Below are 23,549 nucleotides of genomic sequence, written 5' to 3'. Positions count from 1 at the left end.
ATGAGCAAGCGAAAAGTAAAGGTCGGCGACGAACTCGCATTCCGCAGCGGTTCTGGCTACATCTGGATCCAAAAAGTCGACCGCATCACACCAACGGGGCGGATCGTATGTGGTTCCTATACCCTCAATCCCGATCTGTCGGTGCGTGGATTGAGCCAATGGAGTAGTGGCCCCTATCGCGGCGAAGTCGTCACGGAAGAACTGCGTGCTGAAATGAAGGCGACGGCTGAACGTGCCGAAAACATCAGTATCGTTCGCAACACCGTGTTCCGCCGACTGAGCGATTCACAGCTTGCCACGATCGTCGAGATTTTGCGAAACGGCGATGAAGAGGTGGCAGAATGACCACCAAACCAAAAACCGGCGACTACACAGGCGGCTGGAAACCCGAAGCCGGGCTGAAAAACGACGCTAAGGAACTCTTGCATATCATCTTTGATCCCGACACTTCGCCCAATGACGCAGCGGGCGCAGCGGCGACGCTGGTTGAGATTGTTGATCCGCAGGTGATGTTTGAGGCGACGCGGGGAAGTTGTGCGGAACTGGAACATGCCGAAAAAGTCGAAGATGCCTTGCTTTACCTTCGCGGCGACATTGAAAGGTTCCGACGAATCCTCTCCGACAAAGACGAACTGCTTGCAAAGGTTTGCCGGTATGCGGAATTGGAAGCTGACCATTTAGGCATTGAACCGTGGTCAATCATCGGTCGGATGTTCGGCCACGGCAGCGGTGTTTCTTCCGCGATCTATGATGTTTACAAATCCACGACCGAACCCAAGCACTAGAGAAGGAGTCAGCCACGATGCCCAAATACAAAGTTCACGTTCCCTACATCGCCACCGTAACCGCGACAGTAGAAGCCGACGACGAAGAATCCGCGATCGAAGCCGCGTTGCAGGAATCGCAGCCGTCGCAATTGGTCGGCAACGGCGGGTACGACAAGTTGATCGGTGTTAGCAACACCAACGAAGTCACGCTTTCCATTGAATGCGGCGAAGGCGAGATCGAGGGTGAGATTAAGTTGGCGATTGAGGTTGAGGAAATAAAGGATGCCGAAAGTGCGTAATTCAGTGATCGGCGACGTGATGGGCGAATCCAAGAGCGGTGCATTATTCAGCGAATGCCGGAACTACCGATGGGCGTTGTGGCGGCAGTGGAATCCATCGCTGGCAACATGCGTCTTTATCGGGCTCAATCCGTCGACCGCCGACGAAACAGAAGACGATCCGACGATTCGTCGGTGCATTGGCTTCGCGAAATCGTGGGGCTTGGGGAAGTTGGTAATGCTGAACGCCTACGGCTTCAGCGCAACGCAGCCCAAAGACATGAAAGCGGCAGGTGAGCCGGTCGGAGAGCATAACGATGCCATGATCGGCGCAGTGGCAAGAGCCGCTGTCGACTCTGGCGGAATTGTCATTGCTGCATGGGGGTCGCACTGCGAAGAACAGCGGCAAGTTGCGGTGTGCGAAGCGGTTAATCGCGAAATTCGCTGTCTCGGCACAACCAAATATGGCAGGCCGAAACATCCGCTCTATCTGCGGGCCGATACGAAGCCGGAACCGTTCTTCGATCCAAACTACAAATACATGTACTCCAAAGAAGACAGAGAGTTGATGGGGCTTTGATTTCATGGGCTGCCCCCACAAATACAACCAAGCCGACTTCACCGAAATCGACAAACGTTTTCGAGTGCAATGCGAACTATGCAAGCAGTGGGTTACCGTCGTTCCGTTGCGGCGAGTTGGCTTGCAGTTGATACCAGTGACAGAGACAAAACCAATGAGCAAAAAGAAAAAGTACGACGTCTTTATTTCCCAAGTGAACCGCCAAGTCGTTACGGTCGAGGCGGAATCGGAGGAAGATGCGAGAGAAAAGGGATACCGGAAGTGGCGGAAAGACTTTGCTAATTCCTACGTGGAGGCGGTTGAGGAGGTGGCTGGTGAGTGACAAAAACAATGAAAGCCAGCCCCGCGAAACTAGCCGTGCCGCATCCGCCAGCAGTGTTCTTGCTGCTAACGCAGGCGAAGGCTGCGGCTGCATGATGATCCTGCTAGGTGTCGCTGCGGTGATTCTCGCTACCGGGGCTTGCTCGGTGATGGAAGATCGCGAGTTGATGCTTCGTATCTTTGGAGGGAATTGAGCAAATGACCAACCAACACAAACCCCAATCCGAATCCTCCCTTCGATTCGCAGCCATCGCGGATATCGTCACATCCGACGAATTCGACAAGCGATGCGATCCTGATACGCTTGGCAGTGGCGAAGATCGCCGAAAGTTTCTCACCAACCGGCTTTCGCTGACGCTTGATGAAGGCTTTGAAGCGGGGCGGCGGCTTGAGCGGGAATTGATGCGACAGAGGTTGGCGGAATTATTGGGGTTGGATCGATGAAACACACATGGAACCCAAACGATCCGCAGCGATTTAACCCGCTAGATGACGCAAAGAGCGACGTAATCGATATTGCGATTCTCGAAACGATTGAATCGCTGCGGAAGTTCGTAACTGGCGAAACCAGCGTGAAGAAAATGACAAACGAGGATTTCGCCGCTGTGCTTGTGGTGGCGGTGGGGATGGTTGAGAGAAATGAGTGACAATAAACGCAAAATCCAGCCCGACGATTGCTGCCTTCTGTGCGGCGGCAAAGGGCACATCGCGTACCAAGTAGGCAGAGGAAACGGTGCCGTTTCATTCCGCTTCAAAGACTGTAGTTGCGAACGTGGTAGAGCGTTTGCGGAGGCGGCAAAAAGGGCAGGGCCAGAATGAGCGACGACCACAAGCGACACCCTGAATGGGATCTCGATATGCTGTACGCATTCGAGGCCGCTGCGGAATTGATCGACCAAGAAGAATTCGGCGGCGATAATGCCGACCGACAGAAAGCCGCGTACCAGGAAGTTGCAAAGCGAATCAGAGCAATGGGCAAGCGGTACGAAAAAAAGATGGACGCCAAGGAATGCGACACCTAACAAGCAGCGAACAATCCGAATCTGACAACAAAACCGCCGATCGGCTCAAAATCGCCGCACTCGTAATCCTGGTTCCGGTCCTTGCGTACATCGGCTTCGCAGCCGATCATGCGTACCGAAAGGCGATCGTGATTGATGCGATGGAAGAGATTGAGGCAAGACAAGGAAAGGTTAATCAATGAGCAGTCGAAAACAGTCATCCGGCAAGAAGTACAGAAACAAATACGAAGCCGCCGACGAGTTCAGTGCTGGCGTGAAGAAATCGCTATTCAGTGAATCTCCCGACGGCTTTGACTGGGATGCCGCCAGTGGAATGTTCATGCAGGGCTATGAATGGGGCAGGGTTAGGAAAGGCGACTACATAGCACAACTGAATGCTGCGTTAGAATCAGAGGGCGAGGACACTATGGGTATTGTCACCGTTTGCAATGCCGCCGACCACGCTATGCCGCCCGACAGTTTTGACGACGCAGTAAAGCGGCAAAAGGCAGTTCGATATCTATTGGTAAATGACCCGGTGGTTCGCAACATCGCGGAACGTAGCAGACGGTCGCTTGTCGAGTCGGTCTTGCTAGGGGCCGAACACGGCGGATTGTTAGAAGAAAGGATCGCGGAAACCGCCCAGCAAATGGATGTCAGCGACGCAGAGCGACGGTCCGGCCACAAACCCGCCGACGTTTCGCCAGACTTGTCGACGACAGAATCCGAGTTACTCACCGCCCTCCGAGCCATCGCCAAGCATCAAGAAATCGTCGGCGGATCGATGGCGAAGATGTCGACGACGTGTGTGATCGCGACGCGGGCGATTGAGGCGGCGGGGTTTAGTGTGGATGGCGAGAGCGAGGAACAAGAAAAATGATATTTCAGCACCCTGAGACTGGGCTGCGGGTAGCTGTCGTTCAATCCCAAGAATCCGCAGGATGGAGAACCATCGGCGGAGATTCCGGCGAAGTCATGACCCGCAAAAGCCTCGAAACCGAAGCCGGTCAGCATTGTGTGCCCGCAAGTCACGACGATTACCACGAACTGAGAGCAATTCGGGTTTTTGTGGATGGCGGGGAAGTAGTTTTAGTGAAGGTGGAATAATGGAGATCAAATTCTCGAATTCAAGTGTTGACTGCGAACCTTCCGATATGTAAACTAGCACCGAGCGGGCAGTGTTACGCAAGGCATAACTCCGAAAAATAAACAACAACCACAGAACGGAAGTCGAGAAATGACCGACACTAAAATCGTGAAAACATGGGATGAGCTGCCGCCGGTCACTTCGAGCGGCGGTGAATTCTTCAGCACGCGAGTGCTTGAGCGAAAACACAGAGAAGCCGTCTCCGTAGCGAAAGCACTTCGAGAATATATCGACGCCATTCCACCCGACGTTGAATTCAGCGTCGCAATGCCCGGCGTCGATCGCGACTGGGTTGATAGTGTACTGGATTCGGCGGTATAGACCACGCAACAATCAAAGGAACATGCAGATGGGAAAGCAGATTATCAAGCAACCAGACGGGAGGTTCGCGATATGGTCAAGCATCGTCGACGACTTCGTGGCGACCGATCTTGAAAGCCCAGACGAAATCGTCGGTGCGTTTGTCGAGGAATACCGCCAATTTATTTCAGCCGAAGTAGTGAGGGTGGTTGATGTGACAAATCGCGGCGGGAAGCCGTACCATCGATTCACTAAAACGTTTGACGATTGCGTCAAGACGATACGGGAGGTTCACGGGAGTGAATGGTAGGGATGCGGATGTTCCCACCTACTGCTCAATCCCAACATCAAACCGAACCCTAACCACCCCTCGCCCCGTGGTCTCATCCGGCTTAGATGTTCCGTCGCTGTCGATTTCAACCTTGTTCAGTTCGACGCCCGCTGGCCATGTCCATGCAAGAGTTCCACGCAAGCCATCACTCAGCCAGTCAAGCACGGCCTGCTTTGCCGTGCGGATCTCAACAGTTCCAACGTCATAAACGCGGAACTCGACCAGAACTGACCAGTATTCTGAAACGCTCGTCGTCGACAGCCGAACCGAATCATTGACGAACACAACGGCACGCGGAACGGCACGAGCCTGCCCCGGCTGCGATCGATTCAAGCCATACTCGCCTAGCGATTCCAGCGGTTCGCCCGTGGCGGTCGCTGCAAGCCACTCCGTCTCGATCGTCGACAAGACAACATCGCCAGCGAGTTTAGCCATTCTTAAACGCCCGTCGCATACGTGGCGACGCCTCTTTGAGTGTGCGGACCAAGTGCGGGCGAATCGCTTCGATATTTTGCGAATACTCAACATCGGTTCCCGCGATGTACGTCAGCCCTTGGCGGTTCATTACGCCGGAAATGCTGCGGTAAAGGTCCCCGGTATCAAGCCGTGGATATTCGCCCGGCTTGCTTGGTTCGGGCGACGGCCTGCCGATGTTCGCCTTCAGTTGCTCAACAAAGGTCCGCCCCGCCGCGTAAACCCTTTGCGAGATTTGGCGGTCGAGTGAACGCTGAACAGCGGGGCCATACCAGCGATTTTTGACTATCACGTTCCACCTCGCTTTTGGTCAGCAGTGGCGGCGACGACGACCCAAAGCAGCGTTTCGCCCGGTCGCCCTTCGCTGAATGAACCGACAACATCAATTCGCAAACCCGTTGCCGTTTCGCCGTTTTCGTCGGTCAGTTCGTAGGTTCCCGTCGGTCGGCTACCGTCGTCGCGATCCTTCCAGAAAACGGATAGATCGTTTTCGACGCCAGCGATGCCGGGATCGGATGAAAAGAAAATCTCATACCCAAACGCCAGCCCCGCAGCGTCAAGGATTCCGCTCTCCTTTGACGTGGTTTCTTGCACCAAACAATCGACAGGCAACCCATCGCCGATCGATTCGTCGCGGCTGTAGGTAACACTTCGCCCCATCCCGCCACCGCTTGCGCGAACGAAATAGATAGTGTCGCCGGTTGCGAGGCTTTGGGTACTCACTAGCGGTAACTCACGTCGATGAACGGGGAAAGAAGCTGGTAGGCGTCGGTCGGGACATTGGAGCCAACGGCGGAATAGCCCCAGCCGCCAGCGATATCCGACACATGCTTGCCACTGGTGCTGTACTTGCCGATCGATTCGCCGGTCTTGATGACGCCCGATGCGAACTCTGCCGACGATTCGCGGCGCAGTGCATAGTAGATGTCTTTGAGGATCAGAGCGTAGGCACGCTGCAAATTCCCCCAGTAATTCGCCATCGTTTCCGCCGAAGGTCCGCCCGTGTACGTCACTTTGATCGTTCCAGGTGTCGGCGACCATCGAGCATTGCGATAGAGAATCCCCGTATCGGAGATAAGCACGCCGCCCGATGTTTGCCGTCGGCCATCAAGCCAGAAATCTTCACCGATCGTCAATTCTGTATCGTCGGCAAAATCGTCGTCGCCCTGCCCGGCCTTCGCTTCAGTGTCTTCCCAGACTCGCAAATCCGTGACGATCACCGGTGTATGTTGCAACAACAACGCAGGGATATTTTCGTTCCCTTTGTAGTCGGCGATCGTGTCGTAATTGCTCGGCTGCGAACCGGTATTTGTCGGCAGGTAAACCGTTCGCTCGACTTGTTCGCCGAAGTCAGGAATCCGCACAATCAAAGCAATCGCGGCGATCGTTTGCGACTTCGCAACGGTTATTTGTGCCTGCTCAATCTGGGTAAACTCATTGAACGAGCATTTGCCAAAGAGCGTTGCGATTTCGTCGTCGGTGTAGATCGCCATGGCTATTTTTGAATAAACCTGCCGTTGGTCTTCGTGACAATGTGCCCTTTACCACGGCACTCGGTGCAATGTTTGCCGTTATGCTCAACGCACCGCCCCTTGCACTTCGGGCAAGCGATGTCTTTAACCTTCAGATCGTCCACGTCATGCCCTTTGCAAGTGAGAAAACCCCGCCGACTGAACAAGCCAGTCGGCGGGTCGCCGCGTAGCGGGGGGGGGGTAAACTACTCAGCGAGCGATTACGAGCGGTTGCCCGTGTTCTTGTCATTCGCCTTTACATTTACCGGCACCGCGTCGCGATATCGGTCTTTTGCGTTCCGCTCATCCGCTGGAATCGCGTCGGTCTTTCCAGGCAATGCGGCGATCTCGCTGTAACTTGGGATCTCAACGTATCCTGCCACCGGAACGAGTTTCTTTGACACCACCCCACGCCGCATCCAGTACAGCCACGTTTTGACTGTATCGGCTGCCATTTGCGGGTTCGGGAATTCGCTGTCTGGGCTGTCGTAGGCAAATAATGCCTCATCCATCACGCGGACCTGAGCCCCCGCCAGTTCAGGGTGAGCCTTGCACACCAGTTCGATCCGCCGAAACAACTCGCGACCGCTGGGGGTGCACTGAAGCGGGTCAACCAACCGGCACGCCTGCGTTTTTGTGCACACCTGGATATAGATTCCAGGGATGTCGCCAAGTTTTTCGATCTCATACAACGCGGCCTGCTTCCGACCTGCACCCGATGATTCAGCGATGGCCCATCGCCCTCGCAACGTGTCCTGCGTTGGCGTCCACCGCAGATTACGGTTTCGGCGAATAGCGATCTCGACACAGTGCGTTTTACTTGGCTCAAATAAATCGATACTCAAGTCTTCCCCTCCCAATTCAATCTTCAATCAATGAAAAACTTCGCCAGCGGCTACCGTGCCGCTGGCGTAACTGAACGTCAGTGTTCGTTTACAAGCCGATCGTCGCCGCCAGCGATTGCAAGGCAGGCACGCGGCGGCTTTCTTTGTTCTCGATTCCGTCGATAAACGCCAAGATGCCGCCGACATTGAGCGTCGCCGATTCGGCTTCATTGCCGACCAATTTCACGAACGGCTGGCTGGCCGGAACGCCAAGCTCCTCCAGTTTCGCTTTGACTCGCGGACGGATCGCGTCGCGTGCTGCGTCGTCAAGTTTCAGCACCATGCGACGCAGGGCGTCGGTTCGGCGGTCGAGTGCCTGGGATGGTGCGGTTTCGGCTACAGGCTCGGGCGACGGCGTAGGCTCTTCGGCCTTCGCGGGTTCCGCAGCAGGCTTTTTAGTTTCCGTTTTTGCTTCCGGCTCCACTGCTTCAACTTCCGGCTTCACTTCGGGATCTTCTTTCTTTTTGGCCATGCTCAGCCCCCTGTAAATGTTGTGTTGTCGTGATAAACCAATAGGCCGCGCCGCCGGAAAGGCGAATAAACAGCGACGCGGCCCGTGGCGAAAGGAACGGTTAACAGCTAGCCGAATCGACTAGCTCTTCATGTCGTCGCAAAGTGCGCCAGCGGCAGCCAGTTTCATTTGGCCACCGACACGGGCACGAACGACGATCAATCCCATGTTGCGAGTCACCAAGTCCTTGCCGCGTGTCTCAATCAGCGACTCGAACCCGGCACGGCGATAGACCTTCATTTGGTCCATGCAGAAGAACCCGACTTCGGTGTTGGCAAGCGATTCGTTGATCTTGTGAGGATGACCAGCGGTCATGTAGTCCTCGTAGTTCTTGTGATCGCCAACCAGTAAACGGCGGTCGTCGTTGTCGACGTCGACAGGCATCGAACGACTACGCTGGTAACTCTTCTCGTTCGACAGGAAGATCGACCGATTCTTGCCAGATCGCGTGCGGAACTGCTTAGGAACCGCGAACAACAGCGATTCATAATCCGCCAGTCGGTGCGGGCCAGTCGTGCCGTGAATCGAGTCAACCGAAGTCAAACCGACGGTGTTGATGAGCCCCAAAATTTCATCGGTTCCGTTTCCAGAAGCGATCATGTCATCCATCTTCTTGCCGTAGGCTTCGCCGTATTGCGAAATCATCAGGTCGGCGATGGCGACGGGCGAATCCGAAGCGAAGTCCAGGCCGAATTCAACGGCACCGGTCACAGGGTGAACTTCGGTATCGAACGCGGCGATGAACGACGACGTATCGAACAGCGGAATCGCGGTTCCCTCGGCAGTGCTTCCGAGCGTGAAATTCCCGATCGAAAATCCTTCGATTCGGCGACGGCTGGTCAGCGTTTCGTTGACCAACGGCCACAGTTCATTGGTCAGCAACGGGGTGATGATAACCGCCGAATCGAATTCGATCGGCACGGCTTCCAGACCGCCCGACGTGTTGTCGTCAAGCAACGCTTTGATTTGGAATTCGTTCAGGCGTCCGCCCTTAGCGTGACCTGCAACCGCGTCGCCGTCGTCGCCGCCGATCATGCCGCCGACGGGGCCAACCCACTTCGACTTGTGCAAAGCCTCGTTCCAGATCTGCTGATCCATCTCACTGAACACGCAGTGGGGAGGAACAGGCCGACCGGCTGCCTTCATAGCACGGCTAACCATGCGTTTGGCGGTCACACCAGCGATAGCCTTGTCCCATTCGCTGGGGTGGGTCGCTTCGCGGGATTCAAAGCCGTTGTTCGAGTCGCCCTGGATCTGGAAAGCTCCGCTTGCGTCAAAGCCCTTCAGCGACTTCATCTCACTGCGTTGAACCGCCCGCGACTCAGTGCTGAACCGCTCACGAACACTCTTCACGCGGACATCGCCAGCAGCACTTGCACCGTCACCGCCTTTGACGCCTTGAGTGACGATCGAGTCACCGACGGCTTTGGTTTCGGTCGCGGTTTGCGTTTCCGATGGCGTGCTTTGCTGCCCGCCAAGATTCAGTCCGCCAAGTGCCTTGGTAACAGCAGCAGCGACAGCAGCGTTAAAACGCTCTTCGCTCTCGCTGGCTTCCTTCTTGGTCAATTCGGCCAATTCATCCGCGTTAATCTGCCCTTCGACGATCGCATTCGCAAAGTGCTTGCGAACTTCGTTTTCGTCACGGGTCGCAGCATCCAGGTGCTTTTGATCGAGACCCAGCTTTTCAACTCCATGCTGGACCAATCGGTTTGTTACCGCCAATGCCATAATATCGCTCCATCAGAGGCGCTAGCCTCGGCCAAAAGTCTATAGATCCAGGGCAGAAATTTGCTCTGAATCGGTTTCAATTCCGCGAACGACGCTCGCGGCTTGTTCGATCGCTGGCAACGCTTCCGCGTCGCCCCCGATCGCTTTTGCAACCAATGCCTTGGCGATTTCAGACGCCTTGGCCGTTGCAAAAATCTTGCTGATCTGAATTTCCTCATTCAGCTCAGGACGCCAGGTCTTTGTGAAAAGACCCAGTGAATCGTTTCGAGACTTCTCAACGACAGTGGCTTGCACTTCCACTTCGGAGTAGTCTTTGCCGCCCGTTACTTCGCCGTCGGTGCCGACGGACAGCGGGACGCTGTAGCATTTGCACTTGTCGCCAGCAGATCGCGACCACTTGTGACAGCACACAACGACACGATCGGAATAGGTGCCGATGATCGACAACCAGCCGTTGTCGTCGTCGTAATCGCCGCCGTCTTCAAGCGACTTTTCCGCAGCCTTGCGGGCCTTGCGTTGGATCTCTTCAAAAGAGCCGGGCAGGTAATCCGGCATTCCGCCGCCATAACTCTTTGTGGTCAGTGAGTCCGCGTCGAATGCCTTGATAGCCAGCGGCGTCGCGGCGTCTTTCTTGCCGCACCCGCAGCCAGCGGCTTTTGTTTCGAGTGCGTCGCCGACTGACTTGGTGACTTCATCTTTGCCCAGCGACTCAGTGCCTTTTGGCTTCGCTTTGGCGGGCTTTTTGTCTTCGCCGGAGTTCAAGCCGGAATCAACGACGTCGGGCTTCATCGATTCGTTGTCAGCGGACACTGTGATGTTCCCGCCGCGTGTCACCGTCACGCTAACGCCGCCCTTTACGATCTTCAGATCACCCGATTCGTCGCCTTGCGGCGTCGTGGCTTCGCTCGATTCAGGTTCAGCAGTGAAGCCCTTGCCCTGAACGGGGCGGGCATCGTAAACGCTTTTTGCCCAGCGATTCACGGCGTCAAACTCGAATTCCTTTTGCCCGAACAACGTGCAAACGCCGTCGAATTCCTTTTCATAAAGGGCGATGACTTCAGCCCCAGGGTGTGCTGGAATCGAGACATTGGAAGCCTCGAATACGTCGCAGCCCTTGACGCGGAACCCGGTGGGGACGTCTTGCCCGTTGGCGTTCTTCTGGAAGCCAAGAGCCTCGACAACATCGTTCACGCCCGGCATGAACCCGTGGCTCTTGCGAAGTGCGCCAACTCGCATCAGTGCAGCCGTATCGCGACCAAGATGTGTATCCGCAATGGCGAACTTGCAGACCAAGCGGTCGGCATTCTGTTCTTTGATCTCGACCAGTGCGCCGGTGGGGCTCGCCTGGATGTGCTGCCACAGATCGGGCAGTTTCGTGTCGATCCGCATTCCTTCGGGATGCAGAATGTCGCCGTCGCGGTCTTTGCCCGAAGCGGAAAGGATCGCTTCGTATTCCATGATTGCGCCCGTGCGGATCTCGGCACCGTCGCTGAAACTCTTGGTGAGAATCTCGCTGGCGGGATCATGGAACGTCAGCGTGGTTTTTGCGACTTCAAGAGCCTTGGTCCAGGCGTCCGCTGACTGCAAATCGAACAACTTGACCGGGCATCCACCATCGCCAGCGAGGCAGGCGGCGAAGTCACTGAGATACTTCGATGCAGGGACGGCGTAACGACTTTTGCCGTCGATAACGTATTGCTTGAATGTCGCTAGAGTCATGCACTTGCCCCAAACCAGATAACGAATTGGTTTGACCGTGCGACTCCATGCGATGGTCGTTTGATCGTCGCGATATTCCGTCCGCGTCGATTAAGTAGGCAATTATTACCATTTCGGTAATTCTATTGCAACAGGCATAGTATTAGCCAAACGACGCCAGCCGTGGACACGTCGAAGCGAAACGGGTACAAAATGCAGCACGCATTGCAATGCATGGCCGCCACGGCCAACACATACCCAGCACCCTTAATGGAGCCTCCACAAGTGAAACCGTTAACAGCAATCCTTGCCGTCGCCGTCTTTTGCCTCAGCACATTCGCCGTCGTCGATGACGCGTCGGCGAAATACGGCGGACTTTACGTGTCTGGCGGCGAAACCGCCCAGGCCCTTTCCACCACTGCCGCCAAGATGACCGGCTTCGCAGCCGTTGCAGAATCGGGAGCCGATGACGGCGATCAATCGGTCGTCGCAACGCTTGCCGACGATACCGTCACCTTGCTTGGAGGCGGCACTTACTTGGTCAGCTTCGACATTACCGCTTTGGTCGGCACCGCCGATATCCAAGTCGCTTTCACCCTTCGCAATGGCACTACCGCCATCACGGGCGCAACGTGCGGACTCGAAGCCGAAGCTGCCGACGTGCCTACTAATGCCTCGATGACGTGGATCTACCGCCCCACCGCCGACGCCGTGCTCAGCGTCTACACGGCCAGCGAATCGGGCACGCCAAACTTAACACCCGTCGACGCTCAGTTGTCGGTGGTTCGGATCGACTAACGGCACAACCGCGATCGGCCCGACTAACGAAAACGCAGGTGAAAAACTCACCTGCGTTTTTTTGTGCAAAAAAGTTCCAGAAAGGTGTTGACTGTGACGATACGTTGTGTATCATACGGGCGTTCAAGCAAGCAACACCGCAACAAAAGGAACGACGAAATGACTTCAGCAACGATCAAGATCGCAGGGGCAAAGAAAACTGATATCCGCACTGTTCAGAAGGTCGCTTGCCAGCTCTTGCGAGATCCGGGCTTCGCTTCGTTGCCAACCGAATCGCAGAACCGCCGATTGGCATCGTCGGTCGAGCCGCGACTGCAAACGATCGCATTGCAGATCTTCCGCGACTAGACCGACAGCAGAACGCCCCCCGCCGCAGCAAACGGCGGGGGGCTGATTCTTCACCACTCAACACGAAAGGCAGGCCATGACCAAGATCTACAGCTTCTACGTTCAGCGGCCCGCATCCACCCTTGGCGGATCGGTAAAGATCGACTGGAAGCGAATCGACGATCGGTGCGTCGACACCCGCGAAACGCTGACCGTCTGTATGCAGCGAGTCGAAGAGGATGACGCAATCCTTGCGTTCATCGACAACTACGACGAAATCGCCGACCACTTCCGAAGTGAAGTTGCACGGCTCGCGTGCTGCGACGCAAACGACCTCGCAGGCGTCACCGTCGACGACATCCCCGCCGATCAGTGGGTCGCAGCCGAAGCACTGGATGAGTGCAAAGAGGCGTGGGTTGATGCACGGTTCTGCATTCGGCATGAATCGTTGATGGCCTAACGCCCGTTGCTTCAAGGCAGTAAACTACACTCGTAACGGGCTAACAAAACAAGGTTACATGGAGAGCCAAATGAACACGAAAGACCTAGCAAGCGTACTTGCGGCATGCAATGAGGCTGCGACTGTCGAGCGAGAGCGGTTGGCCAGCATCACGGCAGACGAGATAACCGAAAGCGATATCGAGGCGGTGGAAGACGAAATCGGCATGGGGCGAGGCTCGTGGGATATGGTTGACCACAGGGAACTGATTCTTGCGTGCGTCAAAGTCGCGTGCGGCAAGTCGGCGTAGCGTTAGTGAACACAGGGCATCGGGAGAAAAAGAGAATGAGCGAAGCAAACAAAACGGTAACCACTGATGTTCCCAACGCATCACGTTGCTATCTACCGTATCGGGTATCCATCAGGGCTTTGGAGGGCGCGGACCCTAAGGAGTGGTTGCCGTGGTGTGATTTTGAATCAATCGAGGACGCGAGATTTGCGGTGATGAATGAGAAGGAGCAGGACGCAAAGTTTCCGCCCCAGCGGTACAGATACAAGATTGATCGAATTGACGGCAGTGATCTATTGCCGCCAGAGTGGGAAGGCGACATTCGCGACCCGATGGCAGGCTGCTGGCACGAGACGGACCAAATGCACAATTCAACGTCATTCGGCCCCAACCATTGCCGCAAGCCGTGCGTAATTGGTTCGCGGTACTGTGACGAGCATCAAGCTAGACAGCCCCCGCCGCACGCCTAGCATTCGCCTCAGCGGCCTGTCGCTTCTCATCACCCCGCAGCGTGTCGCTGCCTTCGACTTCGGGGTCTAAGTCAATCTCGCCCGTCGCCAAGTAGTGGCGGCGTTCGCGGCCCGTCATATCGTCGCCAAAGACTTGCGCACGCCGTGCCCTCATCTCCGAATCGTTCGCTACCGCCTCTTCTAGCCAGATCTTGACGGTGTATTCCTCCGTCGACAGCAGTGGGCTAAAGAACTTGTCAAACGCACTTCCGATCAGTTGAATCTGAGGATTGACGGTCATGTCAAAGACGACTTCGTGGGCCACCGTCGCCCCGGCGCGGTTGGCGTTTTGTACCTGTCCGCTAACCACCTCATTGGTGCCGACGCCTTCGCGGATGTGGCTGCTTGAGATTTCTTCGCCGTTCTGGAAGTCCAGGTCTTTGGGCGTCTTGGAAATGTCTTCGATGCTCTTTACCAACGCGTCGAAGATGATCGGCTCACCATGTTTGTAGACGCCAGCGTGGACCGCTTTGACAGCCGCGACAAGTTGGTTCCGCTGGTCCGGCGTCATTGTCATCTGCTGCGAGCCACCGCCCGGCATCGGCAGGTCGCCAGCGATGATCGCGTAGCCTGGACGAATCATGTTCTCCAACGAGTGATAATGGGCGTCGGCGATCTTGCCGCTAGTCGCCACAGCCAGCGAATTGGCTTGCAGCGGCGCAAGCACGCCCAGCGGATCTTCTGGATCTTCCATGTAGCAGTAGATCAACTCGCTCGAATCGATCGTGTGCGATTCACCACCCTGCCGTGGGCGGACAGCCCATTTTGAGAACGGCCCCGGCGAATGAACCGGCTCGCACCAGTGCGACGGGAAGTAAGAGAACGTTGGCCGGGTGTCGGTCAGGTCCATCATGCCAGAACCTAACTGCTTTCCAGCCAACTCAACGAAAGTGAGCGAGAACCCGGTTAGAAAGTTGCTTGCCGCCAAGCTTCCGATCAGGTGGTTCCGTTGCATGTAGGAGTTCGGCGAATCGATCCAATCGTTGAACGGATGCCAGTTCAGCACCTCAAGCCCGCGTGTATCGAATGACTTCTTGATATGCTCGGGCGCATGGTTCCTCGCGAACTTGCGTTCCGAACCCTTCACAAACAGCCGCGATTCGTTGGCATCCGACGACGCAGCTAGATTCAGACCAAGTTGACGACCAAGGCACTTCGTCATCATCTCGCTGCTGGTGTTGCGACCTCGTTTTGGCTCGATGCCAACGCGAAACCCCTGCCTCGCAATCCTCGCAACCAATGGCCGGATCGCCGCATACGCACGCTCGCGATACGCCTTGTATTGTTTGTAGGTCCGGTAGCGATTCATCGACGATGCCGAACCGGCAAGGCCGGAAAGCTGCGTCGACGCGGCGATGGATTCGCCGACGCTCATTGCCTTGACTGCCGACGCGAAGTTGTCAGTGCGGCCCCGTGCTTCGGCTAACTGCGAATTAAAGAAAGACATCCTATGCCCCGTAAATTGCTCGATCCTTCAGCGTCGCCAAGTCCGACGCTTTCATTTGGCCCCCGTGCCCGGTCTTGAGTGTAGCATAGATCGACGATTCCGCTTCTATACGATTTCGATCGCGATCGACAATCAGCGTCAAATGCCTAACCTGATCCTGTAAAAGTTCGATCTCAAGTTTCTGTTTCGCCGCATGTTCCGACGCCTTCACTTCGGCGGCTTCTAACGCTGCGATCTCTGTCTTGAGAGACCCGATCAGCATGTCCTTTTCGTAGGCCACGTCTTCATGTTTCTTGACCGCCAACGACAGCCGCCGCGTGTCTTCATGGCGTTGCAGCCGGGTCGCAGCAACAGAGGCCCAGCGGCCTAGGTGTTGCAATGTCCGCACTGCCCAGCGTGTTCGCCTGTGATATCGCTTCTCTGCGTTAGAGGTTTTCATCTAGTTCGCCTTCCTCGTATGTCGAGAACTGAACATCGCACTTCTCGCACGTAACATATTCCGGCGAACACGCGACGCCGAACTTCCACCAGTCTTCTGGCATCTCTTGCCACGGCTCCAATTCATGGAGTTCGCGATAGATCGATTCCAAGTCGTCGTCGCAAAGGTCCGGCACCTCCGGCAGAACGACATTGACCGCCCCGCACTGGCACGTCCACTGATAAGCCATCCTTAACTCAATACGTTCCATTAATTCACCTCCGTCTCCTTCGCCACCATCTCCCGCAAATCCTCAACCAAGGCCCCATGAAGCCTTGCCCCGATCTTCGCTTGCCACTTCGGGTCACTCTCTAAACGCGACACGATCGCGTTCATTCCATCGGCTCGATCTTCGTCGTTCCGCTTTGCCGCCACGTCCGCAGGGCAGTCCTTCCCAAGCAAACGTCCGATCGTCACCACCGTGTCGAGCATGATCGAATCGCAGCCGCACATTGGCCACGCCGACAATTGCGGCCAAATCTGCGACAGCACCATTAGGATAAAATCGACGTAGCGATCATTGGCAGGTGACACGGCAATCACCTGCGAATCGCCGTACTCTGTGCCCGCCGCCGTTACTGCGTCGCCTTGGCTGTCCGCTTCGACGCTGCCGACGCAGAACGCTGTTTCGCTTGGCTTGGTGTAGATGACGTTGTATTTCACTTGATGGGCTCCGCTTGGCGGATAGGGAGCCACTCATAGCACCGAACGATCTGGTCGGCCATGTACCAATGCCCGCCACGATAGCGGACCTCTGCGACGAAATCCCGACGGCGGTAGTGAACCAACGCCAGTACAGGTTCCCCTTCCACTGGCTTATCCTCCGGGGCTCTCCACGTTCCATGCACCGGCAGTTCAACCGCCAACGTTTCGCCTACCGATCCACTAACCATTCTTCATCGCTCCCTTCATATTCCGATCTTGGCGGTGTAGCCGCCGAACTCATCAATCCTTCGATGTACGAATCGAAGTCAACTTCTACATCCAAAGGATGTTTCGCCTGTTCTGGTTGCTGCGGACCTTCGATGACCTGCGGTTCGTGGTTGCCGAACGCTCTATCGATCGGATGCAGTTCCTTCAGTGCGTCTTGCTGGCTATCCGTAAGCACCGCACCGTCAAGACTTCGCATCTGAGCAAAGATTGAATTCCATTGAGCAAGTTCGCAGACCGCCGCGAACATGCACGTAAACGAATCGCCTTTGTCTGGCGATCGCTTGATTATCTTCTTAATCTCATCTTTGCTCTGCAACTGCCACCTAACAACTTGCTTGTCTGGGATCTTCAGCGGCGTCGTTAGTTCTTCCCGCAACTCGGGGTCGTCTGGTATTGCGAAACGCTTGCCGCCGAATACGCCCCCCGGCTTCAGCCGCTCGCCTAGTAAACAATAAACTTCCGCCCGCCGATTGATATAAACATGAGGCAGCGAGACGGCGCGACCACTGGCGCAGAATTCAATTACCCACACGTTGCAGCGTCGCAACCAATCCCCAACACCTGCGCCGTAGCCGCCTGTGTAGTCGATGCAGACCGGGTTGACGCCTTGCTTTAGATCGATCGCGTAATCGTCTTTGGCGATCCGTAGCACTTCGTTGGCGATCTCGGGATAAGTTGAAAACTTGAACTCGTGTTGCCGTGGTGAACCGAACCGGCTGCCCGGCGTTAAAACACTGCTGTCACCGTTCAAGCTGCGGGCAACATCCAGGCCGAACGAATCGACGGCGATTGCTGCCCCAGCGGCGACGGTGTGAGCCTGGACCCAAGCGGAAAAGATCGCTTGGAACTCAGGATCTTCCTCGGGAAAAATGCCGTCAGCAAAACACGGAATTAACAGCGGATGGTCGACACCATCGCCGGATGAGATAGCGAGGTATCGGCCCAGGTCAATCTGGTTTGGAATCAGCGGACTTACCTGCTTGAAAATCTCATCAGGCAGCGGTTCCCCGTGGTCAAAAAATTGCCCGTCGATCTCGATTCCGCCCTTCGGCCCCACTGGCGAACGCAACCGACGATATTTTGTGTTGGCGCAATCCATGCCGCCGATGGTCATTAGCAGCCGCCGACCGTTCCGCCCCGGCACAACATCGGTAGCGTTGCGGTGGCCGTGCTTCGGTTCAAGTGCGGCGTAGGCGTCGTAAAAGAAACCTTGCTTCGTTCGCGGATTCGACAAGCAGACCACTTTGCGGCAGTTGTTTAGGCAGTTGTTGTAGAAGTGCGACGGAACGCCAGACGACTCATCAAAAAAGAAGACCGTAAAGTCGCTGTGTGCACCGGAGAACGATTCACCGTTGCCGTTCTTGTCCGGCTGCAAGATCGATATGTACCGCGTGTTGGTCTGCTGAATATGCGTAGTCGAAACGCTCGCTCCAGCAGGGTATTTCATTAAGTCAAAGTTTTTGCGGATCTCAGCAAAGAGGAAACTGCGAACGTGATCTAACCGCACGCTTGTAACGTGGATCTTGCATTCCCGGTGAACGTCGAACGCCAAGCACGCAATCAGCGACGACGTGAAGCCCTTGCCTGTACCCGTCGCGCCCTTAAAAAAGATCTCGCTAACCGTGGGATCAAAGAACCCTTGGATTGCCAGCCGTTGCCACCAGTCGAGTCGTAAACACGGGTTGTCTTTGCTGCCGATCTCACCATCAAAAAACTTGGCGGTCTCGGGATCATCGATAATCAGAAACGGCCACTGCAACGCGATCAGCGGAAACGGGTTACCCGCACGACACTTCTGACGTGCCTCTTCTACTTCGGCCTCTTCATCGGAAGGTCCGCCCAAAGTGCCCAGCACCGAACCAATGACAACTTCGCCCAGCCGGTCTACCAGCGGGGTGAATTTGTCGTCGATCAATCCTTCGATCGTTTGGTGGGCGGCGTGGGACATTTAGAGGGTTTTGGCTCCTGCGATAACATCCGCCATCCGATAGCAATCACGAGCACAATCATCGACACTGCCGCACTGGACGTGGTAAGTGCTGTCGTCGGGGCACTGCATCCACGCGTCGACTGGACCGGGGCCGACCGTTGCAAACACCCTGTACCCTTCAGGCAGGCCCCTCAAAGACAGTTCCCTCAGCGGATCGCCAACGGAATAGCCGCTTCGCAAAACGATCTTCGCATTCGAGCGAACCATTGCCGTGATGGCAGATGCCGTCACGAAAGCGACGACGACCACAACGATTAACAAAGCGGCAATGTGCCAAGCATCAACTACCAACATAACAAAACTCCAATCGGGCTATCACTGATGAAACTACCACACCTACGCAGGTGTGGGACATTTAGAAGGGGCTTGGATCATCTGCTGTGTCTTCATTAGCAGCGGATTTCGCTTCGCCCATGACATCCTCGATAGCACTGAGGTAGGCATCCAGTGACACAGTAAACACCGGACCACCAGAATCATCAGCAAGACCGGCAGCGATGACCCCGCCTTTAACTTCGATGCAGTCGTATGGAAGCACCTCGATCGCATCGCAGATCACCCGCCCCGTTCGCAGAACATTGGCGTCGGGCTCGAATCGCTCGAAAACCCAATCCAGCCTGGCACCAACTCGGCACTCGCTATCGTTTCCGGGCTCTGCTGGCACGCCCTCGCTATCCAACCGCAAGTGAACGTATCTCTTGAACCTCTGCAACTTGTCGAGTTCGTCGCCAACTTCGCCCCGCAACCGCAGCAGCGTTTTACATCGCCGTGCCTCATCTTCCGCATCTTTCAGTCGTGTCCGCCAGTCATTGCTCATCCGCGACGTTCGCCACGCGAAGAACGCGACGGCGGCGAAGAATGTGAATTCGAGAATAAAGCAGGCGGTGCGGTAGGTTTCGGCGGTCATTCGGCAGGTTCCTCTATGTACTTATTCGTTTCGCCGTCTTGATGTTCGCGGATGGCCATGACGCACGCCATCGCAGCGGCCATGGCATCCCGTTCGTGTCCGCACGGAATGGGATGCGAACCACACGAGACTTCAACGTCATAACCGCCGTCACTGGAGGTTCTGAATGTGACGTCGTAACCTCTAGGGACTGAAGCCATGGCCACCGCAAGGCAGTCTGATTCGAGCCGCTCCGTTAAGTCTTCGATCTGCTTGGCCAACGCCTCGTTCCGATGGCCCCTGTAGATCGTCAACGCTGTCAGCACCGCCGCACCCGCTACCGGAGCTACTATCAACATGACGGCTATTTGTTCGCTGTTCATTTGGTGGCTCCACGCTCGATAACTTCATCAAGAGCGTCAATTGCTTCGACACACAACCCATGCATGCCATTCGCAACATCTTGGGCTTCATCACGCTCCCGACTCAGCCTCGCAACACGACACCCAAGCACCGCAACAAACACGCCATGAACGACGCACACCACCGACAGGGCTACGGCGACGGTTATTGCTAGATCAATCATTGCTCACCTTTAGTTTTCGATGACTCAAACCTTTCCCTCGACAACCGCCTTAGTCCAGCCAGTTCTGCCTCTGCCAATTCCAGTTTGTCGGCAAGTTCTGCCACTCGCTCGCCCAATGTTGCGTTCAACGCCAGCAACCTTGTGATTACCAACACTGAGGCTAGAGGCAAAAAAACCAACACCGCACAAAGAACGCCTATTGCAGCATGAAGCCCTTCCAATTCAGACATCTTTCCCGCCTTTCATTTCTCTTTTCTTCGCCTCACGAGCTTCCCATTCCTTCCCGACTTTCCGCTCTCGGAAGAACACTTCCCACCACCGCCAAACCTTCCCATCCGCAAACCGAACGCCGTACCGATGACGACCAAAATGATCGTCAAGGAATTCGGCGTTCTCGTATTCGCCGGTTGCTGGGTTCACCGCCTTGCCGAAATAGTTGCTCATCACCCACCTCCCGACAAAAACTCATCCGTCCGCTCCCACTCGCTCTCGTAGAACCGCACTTCCGACGCCATCAAATCCCGCTCCGCACGTATCGACTGGATCTCAGCGATTGCAAACTCCAACGTCTGTCGGCTTCGCTCGGTTTCCACTCGCAGCGATTCGTTTTGCGAAAGCAACTTTGTAATCGGCGAAGCGTCGACCGATGCGAACGCCTGGCGGACCTCGACTGTTTCGGCGGCTGTTTGTTCGGCGGGCTTCGACATGAACACGCCAGCGACGTAGCCGACGTTTAGGGCGATGATGGAGATAAAGATCGCGGTGTTGGTGCGGATCATTTCTTGAACTCCAGTTCGCTAGGTGGGCCAGACGTAGGTACTTGCTCGAACTCAACAACAACCGAACTACGGTAGCCCAACTCAATCGCGTCTCGTAATTTCTGCCTTTGCTCATCAGTGAGCGTTACGCGTATTTCTTTTTGTTCGCTCATTGAATCGCCCCCTCTTCCTCAGCCGCCGGTCGATACCACCGCGACTTAGGCGGGCATTCCGTACCGTTCAACTCATGCCACCGCTCCAAGGTCCACTGCGCAAGATCCGAGATACGGCTAAGCATCGCCTGCGGTGCACGGATCTCAGACAACGGTTCTTCCCTGGACGTAATCAGTTCAATCCGAGCCTGCTTATCGATCACCGCCTGCATCGTGCCTCGCAGCCTCACAAGTTCCTCGTGAGTGTTCACAACCCACGTCGGCGGCTTCAACTCTTCGCCACGGTGGTTCTTCCACGCGGTCAGCATCGTGCCGTACTGGATGTACAGCATGTAGACCATCTGGCAGTCGGCGGCTGCCATGACAACCTCGCCTTTTCCCTTTGTATCACTCATCGCTTTTATCGCTCCTTCGCCCTTTTTCGATCTGTTCTTCCAAACTCGACAACGCGGACACTGCACCGCTGTCGATCGCCATATCCCCCGCATTCATCGCGGCGTTGTTCGCTTCGCGTTGCGCCCGCTCGATCGCCGCGACGTGCTGGCGATTTACCGTCGGCCCAAATACCTTTAACTTTTCTGCGACCCACTGGGCAAACTCAATCCGCCCGGCCTGCGTCGGGATCGCTTCGCGTGCCTGTTCCGCCAACTGCAAATACATGCTGATTGCGTGTTCGGCGGATATCATCAAATTACGATCGCGGTGATTTTTTGCGTCGGCGGCTTTGTAGTTAACCGACCGGTCGAGCATCTCGCATATCTCATCCCATTGATTCCGATCGTTCTCCCCTTCGGTGACGATCTCCGCGATGTCCTGCATAACGGTGAACATGCCCTGCAACGCCGCACCCATCGCGGCGTTGTCGCCTGCCTGCTTGGCTTTCACGAAGTCATTCTTGAGTGCCTGTGATCGCTCGCACTTGTCTTGCAACGTTCGCCATAGATGCCCGCTCTCACCTGTGTTGAGTTGTTCAACCAAGATCGACAACCGGGCAAGCACGAACGAGATTTCAGCATCGAGCGACCATTTGTCGGCGGCTGAATTCGCCGACCGGATGCGGTTTGCCAGCCCGTGGTTGATGTTCCTCGCGAACAACGCACTCAATACGTCAGCACTTGAATGCTCAATGCAGTATTTGCCGGACCCTTCACCGCAGCGACGGCAAGGCTTCCCCGTCTGCGAATCGATCGGCGAACCGGTCGGGTAACTACAATGGTGAGGCTCTAAGGCGTGGACCAGCGACGCAAACTCTTCACGCGTGCCGCGAAAATTAGACGGGATGCGTAACGGCTGTTCTTCCGCGTCAAAATGTAGCCATCGCTTCGCTGCGGGCGGTCGCTTTTGGGGCACAGTGGAATCCTTCCGTGGTTTTTGCTTGCCTTACTATTGCAATGGGCGTTGCATTTGTCAAGTTGAGGAACTACCCGTACACCACCAGCCTAATCCACGCATCGCCAACCCGGCACCAGCAATCGCCCCAGTGGCGAAACAACACGCGGTCGCCCTCAATTCGGATCACTTCACCCGGCATCGTCATCATCGGGTGCTTGCCGCCCCATTCACAGAACACTCGATAGCCACGATCCAACGCATCGGCGACTTCGTGCAGCGTTGCTAGGATGGTGGCAGTGGCGTTGTTCATTCTGTTCCGGCCTCGTCAAGCAACCGTGTTAGCGAATCGCGAAGGTCTCGCAAGTTGTCCCGGTGACGGTCGATCCATTCGCCACTGCCAATGCCTGCCACATCCTCATAAAATAACGCGTTCAGACATATCGCCTTGCCGTCGAACGCTGACAGTCGCACGATGCTGTCAATCGCATCGGACCACCCCTCGATGCAGTCAGCGTGTTCCGCAGTGAATTCCACGATTTTGTACGGGGATTCCATGCCTTGATCCTCTTCCGGCTCACTAAACTCAATCCGAACTTTCATTGCCCCTGCCTTTCAAAAGACGTAATGTTAAACCGGCCTCGCACCGTATCGGGCACACTGCATATCGCCTGTTGGGATACCATATCGGTCGATCCTAGACCGCGCCGTCGTGTCATTGGTCGGCGTGCCGTGATTCGCTCACCCTCCGAAGTGTTCATAGTCTTTGAGCATCTTCGCAAGGTCGTCTGCCACTGGCTGCAAGGTTTCTGCCGCCAGCCCCGCCCGCTTGATGTGAGCGACATACGCTTCCGCTGCGGCCCGGCATGCCCTGGTGTGGTGCATGTTTCGCCCGCCGCCATCAAGCCGCAACACAAAGTACGTTGCGTGGGGGTCGGTTTCTTCACCGCTGTTCTTGCTGACCGTGTAACGCTGATGCAATCCAGCGGGGTTTTCTTCAATGGTCGGTATCTTCGACATGATCGAATCCAGTGCCACAGAACAAAGAAACGCAACGGATCAGTGGCAAGATCCGC

43 protein-coding genes are annotated in these 23,549 nt (G+C 55.8%); 16 read left to right on the top strand and 27 right to left on the bottom strand.

All coding sequences use genetic code 11. The features are described from left to right. From ACN0XZ_RS17740 to ACN0XZ_RS17685, 12 genes are all read left to right on the top strand, one after another. Positions 1-345, top strand: coding sequence for a hypothetical protein (locus tag ACN0XZ_RS17740; RefSeq protein WP_417459149.1), 345 nt, complete (start codon positions 1-3; stop codon positions 343-345). Beyond that, positions 342-785 (top strand): hypothetical protein, encoded by a 444-nt coding sequence (locus ACN0XZ_RS17735; protein WP_417459148.1) that lies wholly within the window; start codon positions 342-344, stop codon positions 783-785. Before ACN0XZ_RS17740 ends, ACN0XZ_RS17735 begins: the two co-directional genes overlap by 4 nt. A gap of 17 nt (positions 786-802) precedes the next feature. After that, positions 803-1,066, top strand: coding sequence for a hypothetical protein (locus tag ACN0XZ_RS17730; protein ID WP_417459147.1), 264 nt, complete (start codon positions 803-805; stop codon positions 1,064-1,066). Further along, positions 1,050-1,625, top strand: coding sequence for a DUF1643 domain-containing protein (locus ACN0XZ_RS17725; RefSeq protein ID WP_417459146.1), 576 nt, complete (start codon positions 1,050-1,052; stop codon positions 1,623-1,625). Before ACN0XZ_RS17730 ends, ACN0XZ_RS17725 begins: the two co-directional genes overlap by 17 nt. Before the next feature lie 154 nt (positions 1,626-1,779). Further along, complete coding sequence (locus ACN0XZ_RS17720) at positions 1,780-1,947, top strand: hypothetical protein (RefSeq protein WP_417459145.1); 168 nt, start codon at positions 1,780-1,782, stop codon at positions 1,945-1,947. Further along, on the top strand, positions 1,940-2,140 hold the full coding sequence (locus ACN0XZ_RS17715) for a hypothetical protein (protein WP_417459144.1): 201 nt from the start codon (positions 1,940-1,942) through the stop codon (positions 2,138-2,140). The genes ACN0XZ_RS17720 and ACN0XZ_RS17715 overlap by 8 nt, the downstream gene beginning before the upstream one ends. A gap of 4 nt (positions 2,141-2,144) precedes the next feature. Next, positions 2,145-2,390, top strand: coding sequence for a hypothetical protein (locus ACN0XZ_RS17710; RefSeq protein ID WP_417459143.1), 246 nt, complete (start codon positions 2,145-2,147; stop codon positions 2,388-2,390). After that, complete coding sequence (locus tag ACN0XZ_RS17705) at positions 2,387-2,593, top strand: hypothetical protein (RefSeq protein ID WP_417459142.1); 207 nt, start codon at positions 2,387-2,389, stop codon at positions 2,591-2,593. Before ACN0XZ_RS17710 ends, ACN0XZ_RS17705 begins: the two co-directional genes overlap by 4 nt. Positions 2,594-2,761: 168 nt before the next feature. Next, positions 2,762-2,968, top strand: coding sequence for a hypothetical protein (locus tag ACN0XZ_RS17700; protein WP_417459141.1), 207 nt, complete (start codon positions 2,762-2,764; stop codon positions 2,966-2,968). Positions 2,969-3,146: 178 nt separating this feature from the next. Then, positions 3,147-3,827 carry a hypothetical protein gene (locus ACN0XZ_RS17695; RefSeq protein WP_417459140.1) on the top strand — a complete coding sequence of 227 codons (681 nt, stop codon included), beginning with the start codon at positions 3,147-3,149 and terminating at the stop codon, positions 3,825-3,827. A gap of 357 nt (positions 3,828-4,184) precedes the next feature. Then, positions 4,185-4,415, top strand: coding sequence for a hypothetical protein (locus ACN0XZ_RS17690; protein WP_417459139.1), 231 nt, complete (start codon positions 4,185-4,187; stop codon positions 4,413-4,415). Positions 4,416-4,443: 28 nt separating this feature from the next. Next, positions 4,444-4,704: a hypothetical protein gene (locus tag ACN0XZ_RS17685; protein ID WP_417459138.1), complete on the top strand. Its 261-nt coding sequence runs from the start codon at positions 4,444-4,446 to the stop codon at positions 4,702-4,704. An 18-nt stretch (positions 4,705-4,722) separates the two neighbouring features. Here ACN0XZ_RS17685 and ACN0XZ_RS17680 read toward each other — a convergent pair whose 3' ends face one another. The 8 genes from ACN0XZ_RS17680 to ACN0XZ_RS17645 form a co-directional block, all read right to left on the bottom strand. Next, positions 4,723-5,160, bottom strand: a complete 438-nt coding sequence (locus ACN0XZ_RS17680) for a hypothetical protein (RefSeq protein ID WP_417459137.1) — start codon at positions 5,158-5,160, stop codon at positions 4,723-4,725. Next, on the bottom strand, positions 5,153-5,491 hold the full coding sequence (locus tag ACN0XZ_RS17675; protein ID WP_417459136.1) for a hypothetical protein: 339 nt from the start codon (positions 5,489-5,491) through the stop codon (positions 5,153-5,155). The genes ACN0XZ_RS17680 and ACN0XZ_RS17675 overlap by 8 nt, the downstream gene beginning before the upstream one ends. After that, complete coding sequence (locus tag ACN0XZ_RS17670) at positions 5,488-5,922, bottom strand: hypothetical protein (RefSeq protein WP_417459135.1); 435 nt, start codon at positions 5,920-5,922, stop codon at positions 5,488-5,490. The genes ACN0XZ_RS17675 and ACN0XZ_RS17670 overlap by 4 nt, the downstream gene beginning before the upstream one ends. Continuing rightward, entirely contained in the window at positions 5,922-6,692 is a 771-nt protein-coding gene (locus tag ACN0XZ_RS17665; RefSeq protein ID WP_417459134.1) for a hypothetical protein, read from the bottom strand. Before ACN0XZ_RS17665 ends, ACN0XZ_RS17670 begins: the two co-directional genes overlap by 1 nt. Positions 6,693-6,931: 239 nt before the next feature. Continuing rightward, entirely contained in the window at positions 6,932-7,555 is a 624-nt protein-coding gene (locus ACN0XZ_RS17660; protein WP_417459133.1) for a hypothetical protein, read from the bottom strand. Between the two features lie 88 nt (positions 7,556-7,643). Then, positions 7,644-8,066, bottom strand: coding sequence for a hypothetical protein (locus ACN0XZ_RS17655; protein WP_417459132.1), 423 nt, complete (start codon positions 8,064-8,066; stop codon positions 7,644-7,646). 120 nt (positions 8,067-8,186) lie between these two features. Beyond that, entirely contained in the window at positions 8,187-9,833 is a 1,647-nt protein-coding gene (locus ACN0XZ_RS17650; protein ID WP_417459131.1) for a phage major capsid protein, read from the bottom strand. Between the two features lie 39 nt (positions 9,834-9,872). Then, positions 9,873-11,552 carry an HK97 family phage prohead protease gene (locus ACN0XZ_RS17645; RefSeq protein WP_417459130.1) on the bottom strand — a complete coding sequence of 560 codons (1,680 nt, stop codon included), beginning with the start codon at positions 11,550-11,552 and terminating at the stop codon, positions 9,873-9,875. A 192-nt stretch (positions 11,553-11,744) separates the two neighbouring features. On the opposite strand from ACN0XZ_RS17645, the gene ACN0XZ_RS17640 reads away from it, so the two are divergent. The 4 genes from ACN0XZ_RS17640 (at position 11,745) to ACN0XZ_RS17625 (ending at position 13,405) form a co-directional block, all read left to right on the top strand. Then, a complete protein-coding gene (locus tag ACN0XZ_RS17640) occupies positions 11,745-12,329 on the top strand; it encodes a hypothetical protein (protein WP_417459129.1) in 585 nt (194 codons plus the stop codon). 159 nt (positions 12,330-12,488) lie between these two features. Continuing rightward, the gene (locus ACN0XZ_RS17635) at positions 12,489-12,677 is read left to right on the top strand and encodes a hypothetical protein (protein ID WP_417459128.1); all 189 of its coding nucleotides are present in this window, start codon (positions 12,489-12,491) and stop codon (positions 12,675-12,677) included. A gap of 76 nt (positions 12,678-12,753) precedes the next feature. After that, complete coding sequence (locus tag ACN0XZ_RS17630) at positions 12,754-13,116, top strand: hypothetical protein (protein ID WP_417459127.1); 363 nt, start codon at positions 12,754-12,756, stop codon at positions 13,114-13,116. Positions 13,117-13,186: 70 nt separating this feature from the next. Continuing rightward, a complete protein-coding gene (locus tag ACN0XZ_RS17625; protein ID WP_417459126.1) occupies positions 13,187-13,405 on the top strand; it encodes a hypothetical protein in 219 nt (72 codons plus the stop codon). A gap of 423 nt (positions 13,406-13,828) precedes the next feature. On the opposite strand, the gene ACN0XZ_RS17620 is transcribed toward ACN0XZ_RS17625, so the two are convergent. From ACN0XZ_RS17620 to ACN0XZ_RS17530, 19 genes are all read right to left on the bottom strand, one after another. Next, the gene (locus ACN0XZ_RS17620) at positions 13,829-15,340 is read right to left on the bottom strand and encodes a phage portal protein (RefSeq protein ID WP_417459125.1); all 1,512 of its coding nucleotides are present in this window, start codon (positions 15,338-15,340) and stop codon (positions 13,829-13,831) included. A 1-nt stretch (position 15,341) separates the two neighbouring features. Beyond that, positions 15,342-15,779, bottom strand: a complete 438-nt coding sequence (locus tag ACN0XZ_RS17615) for a hypothetical protein (RefSeq protein WP_417459124.1) — start codon at positions 15,777-15,779, stop codon at positions 15,342-15,344. Next, positions 15,766-16,029: a hypothetical protein gene (locus tag ACN0XZ_RS17610; protein ID WP_417459123.1), complete on the bottom strand. Its 264-nt coding sequence runs from the start codon at positions 16,027-16,029 to the stop codon at positions 15,766-15,768. Before ACN0XZ_RS17610 ends, ACN0XZ_RS17615 begins: the two co-directional genes overlap by 14 nt. Next, on the bottom strand, positions 16,029-16,481 hold the full coding sequence (locus tag ACN0XZ_RS17605) for a hypothetical protein (RefSeq protein WP_417459122.1): 453 nt from the start codon (positions 16,479-16,481) through the stop codon (positions 16,029-16,031). Before ACN0XZ_RS17605 ends, ACN0XZ_RS17610 begins: the two co-directional genes overlap by 1 nt. Next, positions 16,478-16,711 (bottom strand): hypothetical protein, encoded by a 234-nt coding sequence (locus ACN0XZ_RS17600; RefSeq protein ID WP_417459121.1) that lies wholly within the window; start codon positions 16,709-16,711, stop codon positions 16,478-16,480. Before ACN0XZ_RS17600 ends, ACN0XZ_RS17605 begins: the two co-directional genes overlap by 4 nt. After that, positions 16,693-18,666, bottom strand: a complete 1,974-nt coding sequence (locus ACN0XZ_RS17595; protein WP_417459120.1) for a hypothetical protein — start codon at positions 18,664-18,666, stop codon at positions 16,693-16,695. The genes ACN0XZ_RS17600 and ACN0XZ_RS17595 overlap by 19 nt, the downstream gene beginning before the upstream one ends. 33 nt (positions 18,667-18,699) lie before the next feature. Further along, on the bottom strand, positions 18,700-19,035 hold the full coding sequence (locus ACN0XZ_RS17590) for a hypothetical protein (RefSeq protein WP_417459119.1): 336 nt from the start codon (positions 19,033-19,035) through the stop codon (positions 18,700-18,702). Between the two features lie 61 nt (positions 19,036-19,096). Further along, positions 19,097-19,648: a hypothetical protein gene (locus ACN0XZ_RS17585; protein WP_417459118.1), complete on the bottom strand. Its 552-nt coding sequence runs from the start codon at positions 19,646-19,648 to the stop codon at positions 19,097-19,099. Continuing rightward, positions 19,645-20,010 carry a hypothetical protein gene (locus ACN0XZ_RS17580; protein ID WP_417459117.1) on the bottom strand — a complete coding sequence of 122 codons (366 nt, stop codon included), beginning with the start codon at positions 20,008-20,010 and terminating at the stop codon, positions 19,645-19,647. Before ACN0XZ_RS17580 ends, ACN0XZ_RS17585 begins: the two co-directional genes overlap by 4 nt. Then, positions 20,007-20,213 carry a hypothetical protein gene (locus ACN0XZ_RS17575; protein WP_417459116.1) on the bottom strand — a complete coding sequence of 69 codons (207 nt, stop codon included), beginning with the start codon at positions 20,211-20,213 and terminating at the stop codon, positions 20,007-20,009. Before ACN0XZ_RS17575 ends, ACN0XZ_RS17580 begins: the two co-directional genes overlap by 4 nt. Then, a complete protein-coding gene (locus ACN0XZ_RS17570) occupies positions 20,210-20,443 on the bottom strand; it encodes a hypothetical protein (RefSeq protein ID WP_417459115.1) in 234 nt (77 codons plus the stop codon). Before ACN0XZ_RS17570 ends, ACN0XZ_RS17575 begins: the two co-directional genes overlap by 4 nt. Continuing rightward, positions 20,436-20,657, bottom strand: coding sequence for a hypothetical protein (locus tag ACN0XZ_RS17565; RefSeq protein ID WP_417459114.1), 222 nt, complete (start codon positions 20,655-20,657; stop codon positions 20,436-20,438). The genes ACN0XZ_RS17570 and ACN0XZ_RS17565 overlap by 8 nt, the downstream gene beginning before the upstream one ends. Continuing rightward, positions 20,657-20,992 carry a hypothetical protein gene (locus ACN0XZ_RS17560; RefSeq protein WP_417459113.1) on the bottom strand — a complete coding sequence of 112 codons (336 nt, stop codon included), beginning with the start codon at positions 20,990-20,992 and terminating at the stop codon, positions 20,657-20,659. Before ACN0XZ_RS17560 ends, ACN0XZ_RS17565 begins: the two co-directional genes overlap by 1 nt. Continuing rightward, positions 20,989-21,144, bottom strand: coding sequence for a hypothetical protein (locus ACN0XZ_RS17555; RefSeq protein WP_417459112.1), 156 nt, complete (start codon positions 21,142-21,144; stop codon positions 20,989-20,991). The genes ACN0XZ_RS17560 and ACN0XZ_RS17555 overlap by 4 nt, the downstream gene beginning before the upstream one ends. Then, positions 21,141-21,539, bottom strand: coding sequence for a hypothetical protein (locus ACN0XZ_RS17550; protein WP_417459111.1), 399 nt, complete (start codon positions 21,537-21,539; stop codon positions 21,141-21,143). The genes ACN0XZ_RS17555 and ACN0XZ_RS17550 overlap by 4 nt, the downstream gene beginning before the upstream one ends. Beyond that, on the bottom strand, positions 21,532-22,494 hold the full coding sequence (locus ACN0XZ_RS17545) for a hypothetical protein (protein ID WP_417459110.1): 963 nt from the start codon (positions 22,492-22,494) through the stop codon (positions 21,532-21,534). Before ACN0XZ_RS17545 ends, ACN0XZ_RS17550 begins: the two co-directional genes overlap by 8 nt. Before the next feature lie 70 nt (positions 22,495-22,564). Next, complete coding sequence (locus ACN0XZ_RS17540) at positions 22,565-22,786, bottom strand: hypothetical protein (protein ID WP_417459109.1); 222 nt, start codon at positions 22,784-22,786, stop codon at positions 22,565-22,567. Further along, positions 22,783-23,076: a hypothetical protein gene (locus ACN0XZ_RS17535; protein WP_417459108.1), complete on the bottom strand. Its 294-nt coding sequence runs from the start codon at positions 23,074-23,076 to the stop codon at positions 22,783-22,785. The genes ACN0XZ_RS17540 and ACN0XZ_RS17535 overlap by 4 nt, the downstream gene beginning before the upstream one ends. Positions 23,077-23,214: 138 nt before the next feature. Then, entirely contained in the window at positions 23,215-23,493 is a 279-nt protein-coding gene (locus ACN0XZ_RS17530) for a hypothetical protein (protein ID WP_417459107.1), read from the bottom strand. Positions 23,494-23,549 lie beyond the last annotated feature (56 nt).

Origin of the sequence: Kordiimonas sp., assembly GCF_048264555.1 — a bacterium.
Classification (GTDB): domain Bacteria; phylum Pseudomonadota; class Alphaproteobacteria; order Sphingomonadales; family Kordiimonadaceae; genus Kordiimonas.
Note: the sequence above shows the minus strand (reverse complement) of the source record. Positions and strands in the feature narration are given on the sequence as shown.

What these genes read in the sequence shown, in the direction of transcription:
- ACN0XZ_RS17740 (WP_417459149.1), top strand. Translation starts at nt 1, where the DNA reads ATGAGCAAGCGAAAAGTAAAGGTCGGCGACGAACTCGCATTCCGCAGC.
- ACN0XZ_RS17735 (WP_417459148.1), top strand. Translation starts at nt 342, where the DNA reads ATGACCACCAAACCAAAAACCGGCGACTACACAGGCGGCTGGAAACCC.
- ACN0XZ_RS17730 (WP_417459147.1), top strand. Translation starts at nt 803, where the DNA reads ATGCCCAAATACAAAGTTCACGTTCCCTACATCGCCACCGTAACCGCG.
- ACN0XZ_RS17725 (WP_417459146.1), top strand. Translation starts at nt 1,050, where the DNA reads ATGCCGAAAGTGCGTAATTCAGTGATCGGCGACGTGATGGGCGAATCC.
- ACN0XZ_RS17720 (WP_417459145.1), top strand. Translation starts at nt 1,780, where the DNA reads ATGAGCAAAAAGAAAAAGTACGACGTCTTTATTTCCCAAGTGAACCGC.
- ACN0XZ_RS17710 (WP_417459143.1), top strand. Translation starts at nt 2,145, where the DNA reads ATGACCAACCAACACAAACCCCAATCCGAATCCTCCCTTCGATTCGCA.
- ACN0XZ_RS17705 (WP_417459142.1), top strand. Translation starts at nt 2,387, where the DNA reads ATGAAACACACATGGAACCCAAACGATCCGCAGCGATTTAACCCGCTA.
- ACN0XZ_RS17700 (WP_417459141.1), top strand. Translation starts at nt 2,762, where the DNA reads ATGAGCGACGACCACAAGCGACACCCTGAATGGGATCTCGATATGCTG.
- ACN0XZ_RS17695 (WP_417459140.1), top strand. Translation starts at nt 3,147, where the DNA reads ATGAGCAGTCGAAAACAGTCATCCGGCAAGAAGTACAGAAACAAATAC.
- ACN0XZ_RS17690 (WP_417459139.1), top strand. Translation starts at nt 4,185, where the DNA reads ATGACCGACACTAAAATCGTGAAAACATGGGATGAGCTGCCGCCGGTC.
- ACN0XZ_RS17685 (WP_417459138.1), top strand. Translation starts at nt 4,444, where the DNA reads ATGGGAAAGCAGATTATCAAGCAACCAGACGGGAGGTTCGCGATATGG.
- ACN0XZ_RS17680 (WP_417459137.1), bottom strand. Translation starts at nt 5,160, where the DNA reads ATGGCTAAACTCGCTGGCGATGTTGTCTTGTCGACGATCGAGACGGAG.
- ACN0XZ_RS17665 (WP_417459134.1), bottom strand. Translation starts at nt 6,692, where the DNA reads ATGGCGATCTACACCGACGACGAAATCGCAACGCTCTTTGGCAAATGC.
- ACN0XZ_RS17655 (WP_417459132.1), bottom strand. Translation starts at nt 8,066, where the DNA reads ATGGCCAAAAAGAAAGAAGATCCCGAAGTGAAGCCGGAAGTTGAAGCA.
- ACN0XZ_RS17650 (WP_417459131.1), bottom strand. Translation starts at nt 9,833, where the DNA reads ATGGCATTGGCGGTAACAAACCGATTGGTCCAGCATGGAGTTGAAAAG.
- ACN0XZ_RS17645 (WP_417459130.1), bottom strand. Translation starts at nt 11,552, where the DNA reads ATGACTCTAGCGACATTCAAGCAATACGTTATCGACGGCAAAAGTCGT.
- ACN0XZ_RS17640 (WP_417459129.1), top strand. Translation starts at nt 11,745, where the DNA reads ATGCAGCACGCATTGCAATGCATGGCCGCCACGGCCAACACATACCCA.
- ACN0XZ_RS17635 (WP_417459128.1), top strand. Translation starts at nt 12,489, where the DNA reads ATGACTTCAGCAACGATCAAGATCGCAGGGGCAAAGAAAACTGATATC.
- ACN0XZ_RS17630 (WP_417459127.1), top strand. Translation starts at nt 12,754, where the DNA reads ATGACCAAGATCTACAGCTTCTACGTTCAGCGGCCCGCATCCACCCTT.
- ACN0XZ_RS17625 (WP_417459126.1), top strand. Translation starts at nt 13,187, where the DNA reads ATGAACACGAAAGACCTAGCAAGCGTACTTGCGGCATGCAATGAGGCT.
- ACN0XZ_RS17620 (WP_417459125.1), bottom strand. Translation starts at nt 15,340, where the DNA reads ATGTCTTTCTTTAATTCGCAGTTAGCCGAAGCACGGGGCCGCACTGAC.
- ACN0XZ_RS17615 (WP_417459124.1), bottom strand. Translation starts at nt 15,779, where the DNA reads ATGAAAACCTCTAACGCAGAGAAGCGATATCACAGGCGAACACGCTGG.
- ACN0XZ_RS17610 (WP_417459123.1), bottom strand. Translation starts at nt 16,029, where the DNA reads ATGGAACGTATTGAGTTAAGGATGGCTTATCAGTGGACGTGCCAGTGC.
- ACN0XZ_RS17600 (WP_417459121.1), bottom strand. Translation starts at nt 16,711, where the DNA reads ATGGTTAGTGGATCGGTAGGCGAAACGTTGGCGGTTGAACTGCCGGTG.
- ACN0XZ_RS17590 (WP_417459119.1), bottom strand. Translation starts at nt 19,035, where the DNA reads ATGTTGGTAGTTGATGCTTGGCACATTGCCGCTTTGTTAATCGTTGTG.
- ACN0XZ_RS17585 (WP_417459118.1), bottom strand. Translation starts at nt 19,648, where the DNA reads ATGACCGCCGAAACCTACCGCACCGCCTGCTTTATTCTCGAATTCACA.
- ACN0XZ_RS17580 (WP_417459117.1), bottom strand. Translation starts at nt 20,010, where the DNA reads ATGAACAGCGAACAAATAGCCGTCATGTTGATAGTAGCTCCGGTAGCG.
- ACN0XZ_RS17575 (WP_417459116.1), bottom strand. Translation starts at nt 20,213, where the DNA reads ATGATTGATCTAGCAATAACCGTCGCCGTAGCCCTGTCGGTGGTGTGC.
- ACN0XZ_RS17570 (WP_417459115.1), bottom strand. Translation starts at nt 20,443, where the DNA reads ATGTCTGAATTGGAAGGGCTTCATGCTGCAATAGGCGTTCTTTGTGCG.
- ACN0XZ_RS17565 (WP_417459114.1), bottom strand. Translation starts at nt 20,657, where the DNA reads ATGAGCAACTATTTCGGCAAGGCGGTGAACCCAGCAACCGGCGAATAC.
- ACN0XZ_RS17560 (WP_417459113.1), bottom strand. Translation starts at nt 20,992, where the DNA reads ATGATCCGCACCAACACCGCGATCTTTATCTCCATCATCGCCCTAAAC.
- ACN0XZ_RS17555 (WP_417459112.1), bottom strand. Translation starts at nt 21,144, where the DNA reads ATGAGCGAACAAAAAGAAATACGCGTAACGCTCACTGATGAGCAAAGG.
- ACN0XZ_RS17550 (WP_417459111.1), bottom strand. Translation starts at nt 21,539, where the DNA reads ATGAGTGATACAAAGGGAAAAGGCGAGGTTGTCATGGCAGCCGCCGAC.
- ACN0XZ_RS17540 (WP_417459109.1), bottom strand. Translation starts at nt 22,786, where the DNA reads ATGAACAACGCCACTGCCACCATCCTAGCAACGCTGCACGAAGTCGCC.
- ACN0XZ_RS17535 (WP_417459108.1), bottom strand. Translation starts at nt 23,076, where the DNA reads ATGAAAGTTCGGATTGAGTTTAGTGAGCCGGAAGAGGATCAAGGCATG.
- ACN0XZ_RS17530 (WP_417459107.1), bottom strand. Translation starts at nt 23,493, where the DNA reads ATGTCGAAGATACCGACCATTGAAGAAAACCCCGCTGGATTGCATCAG.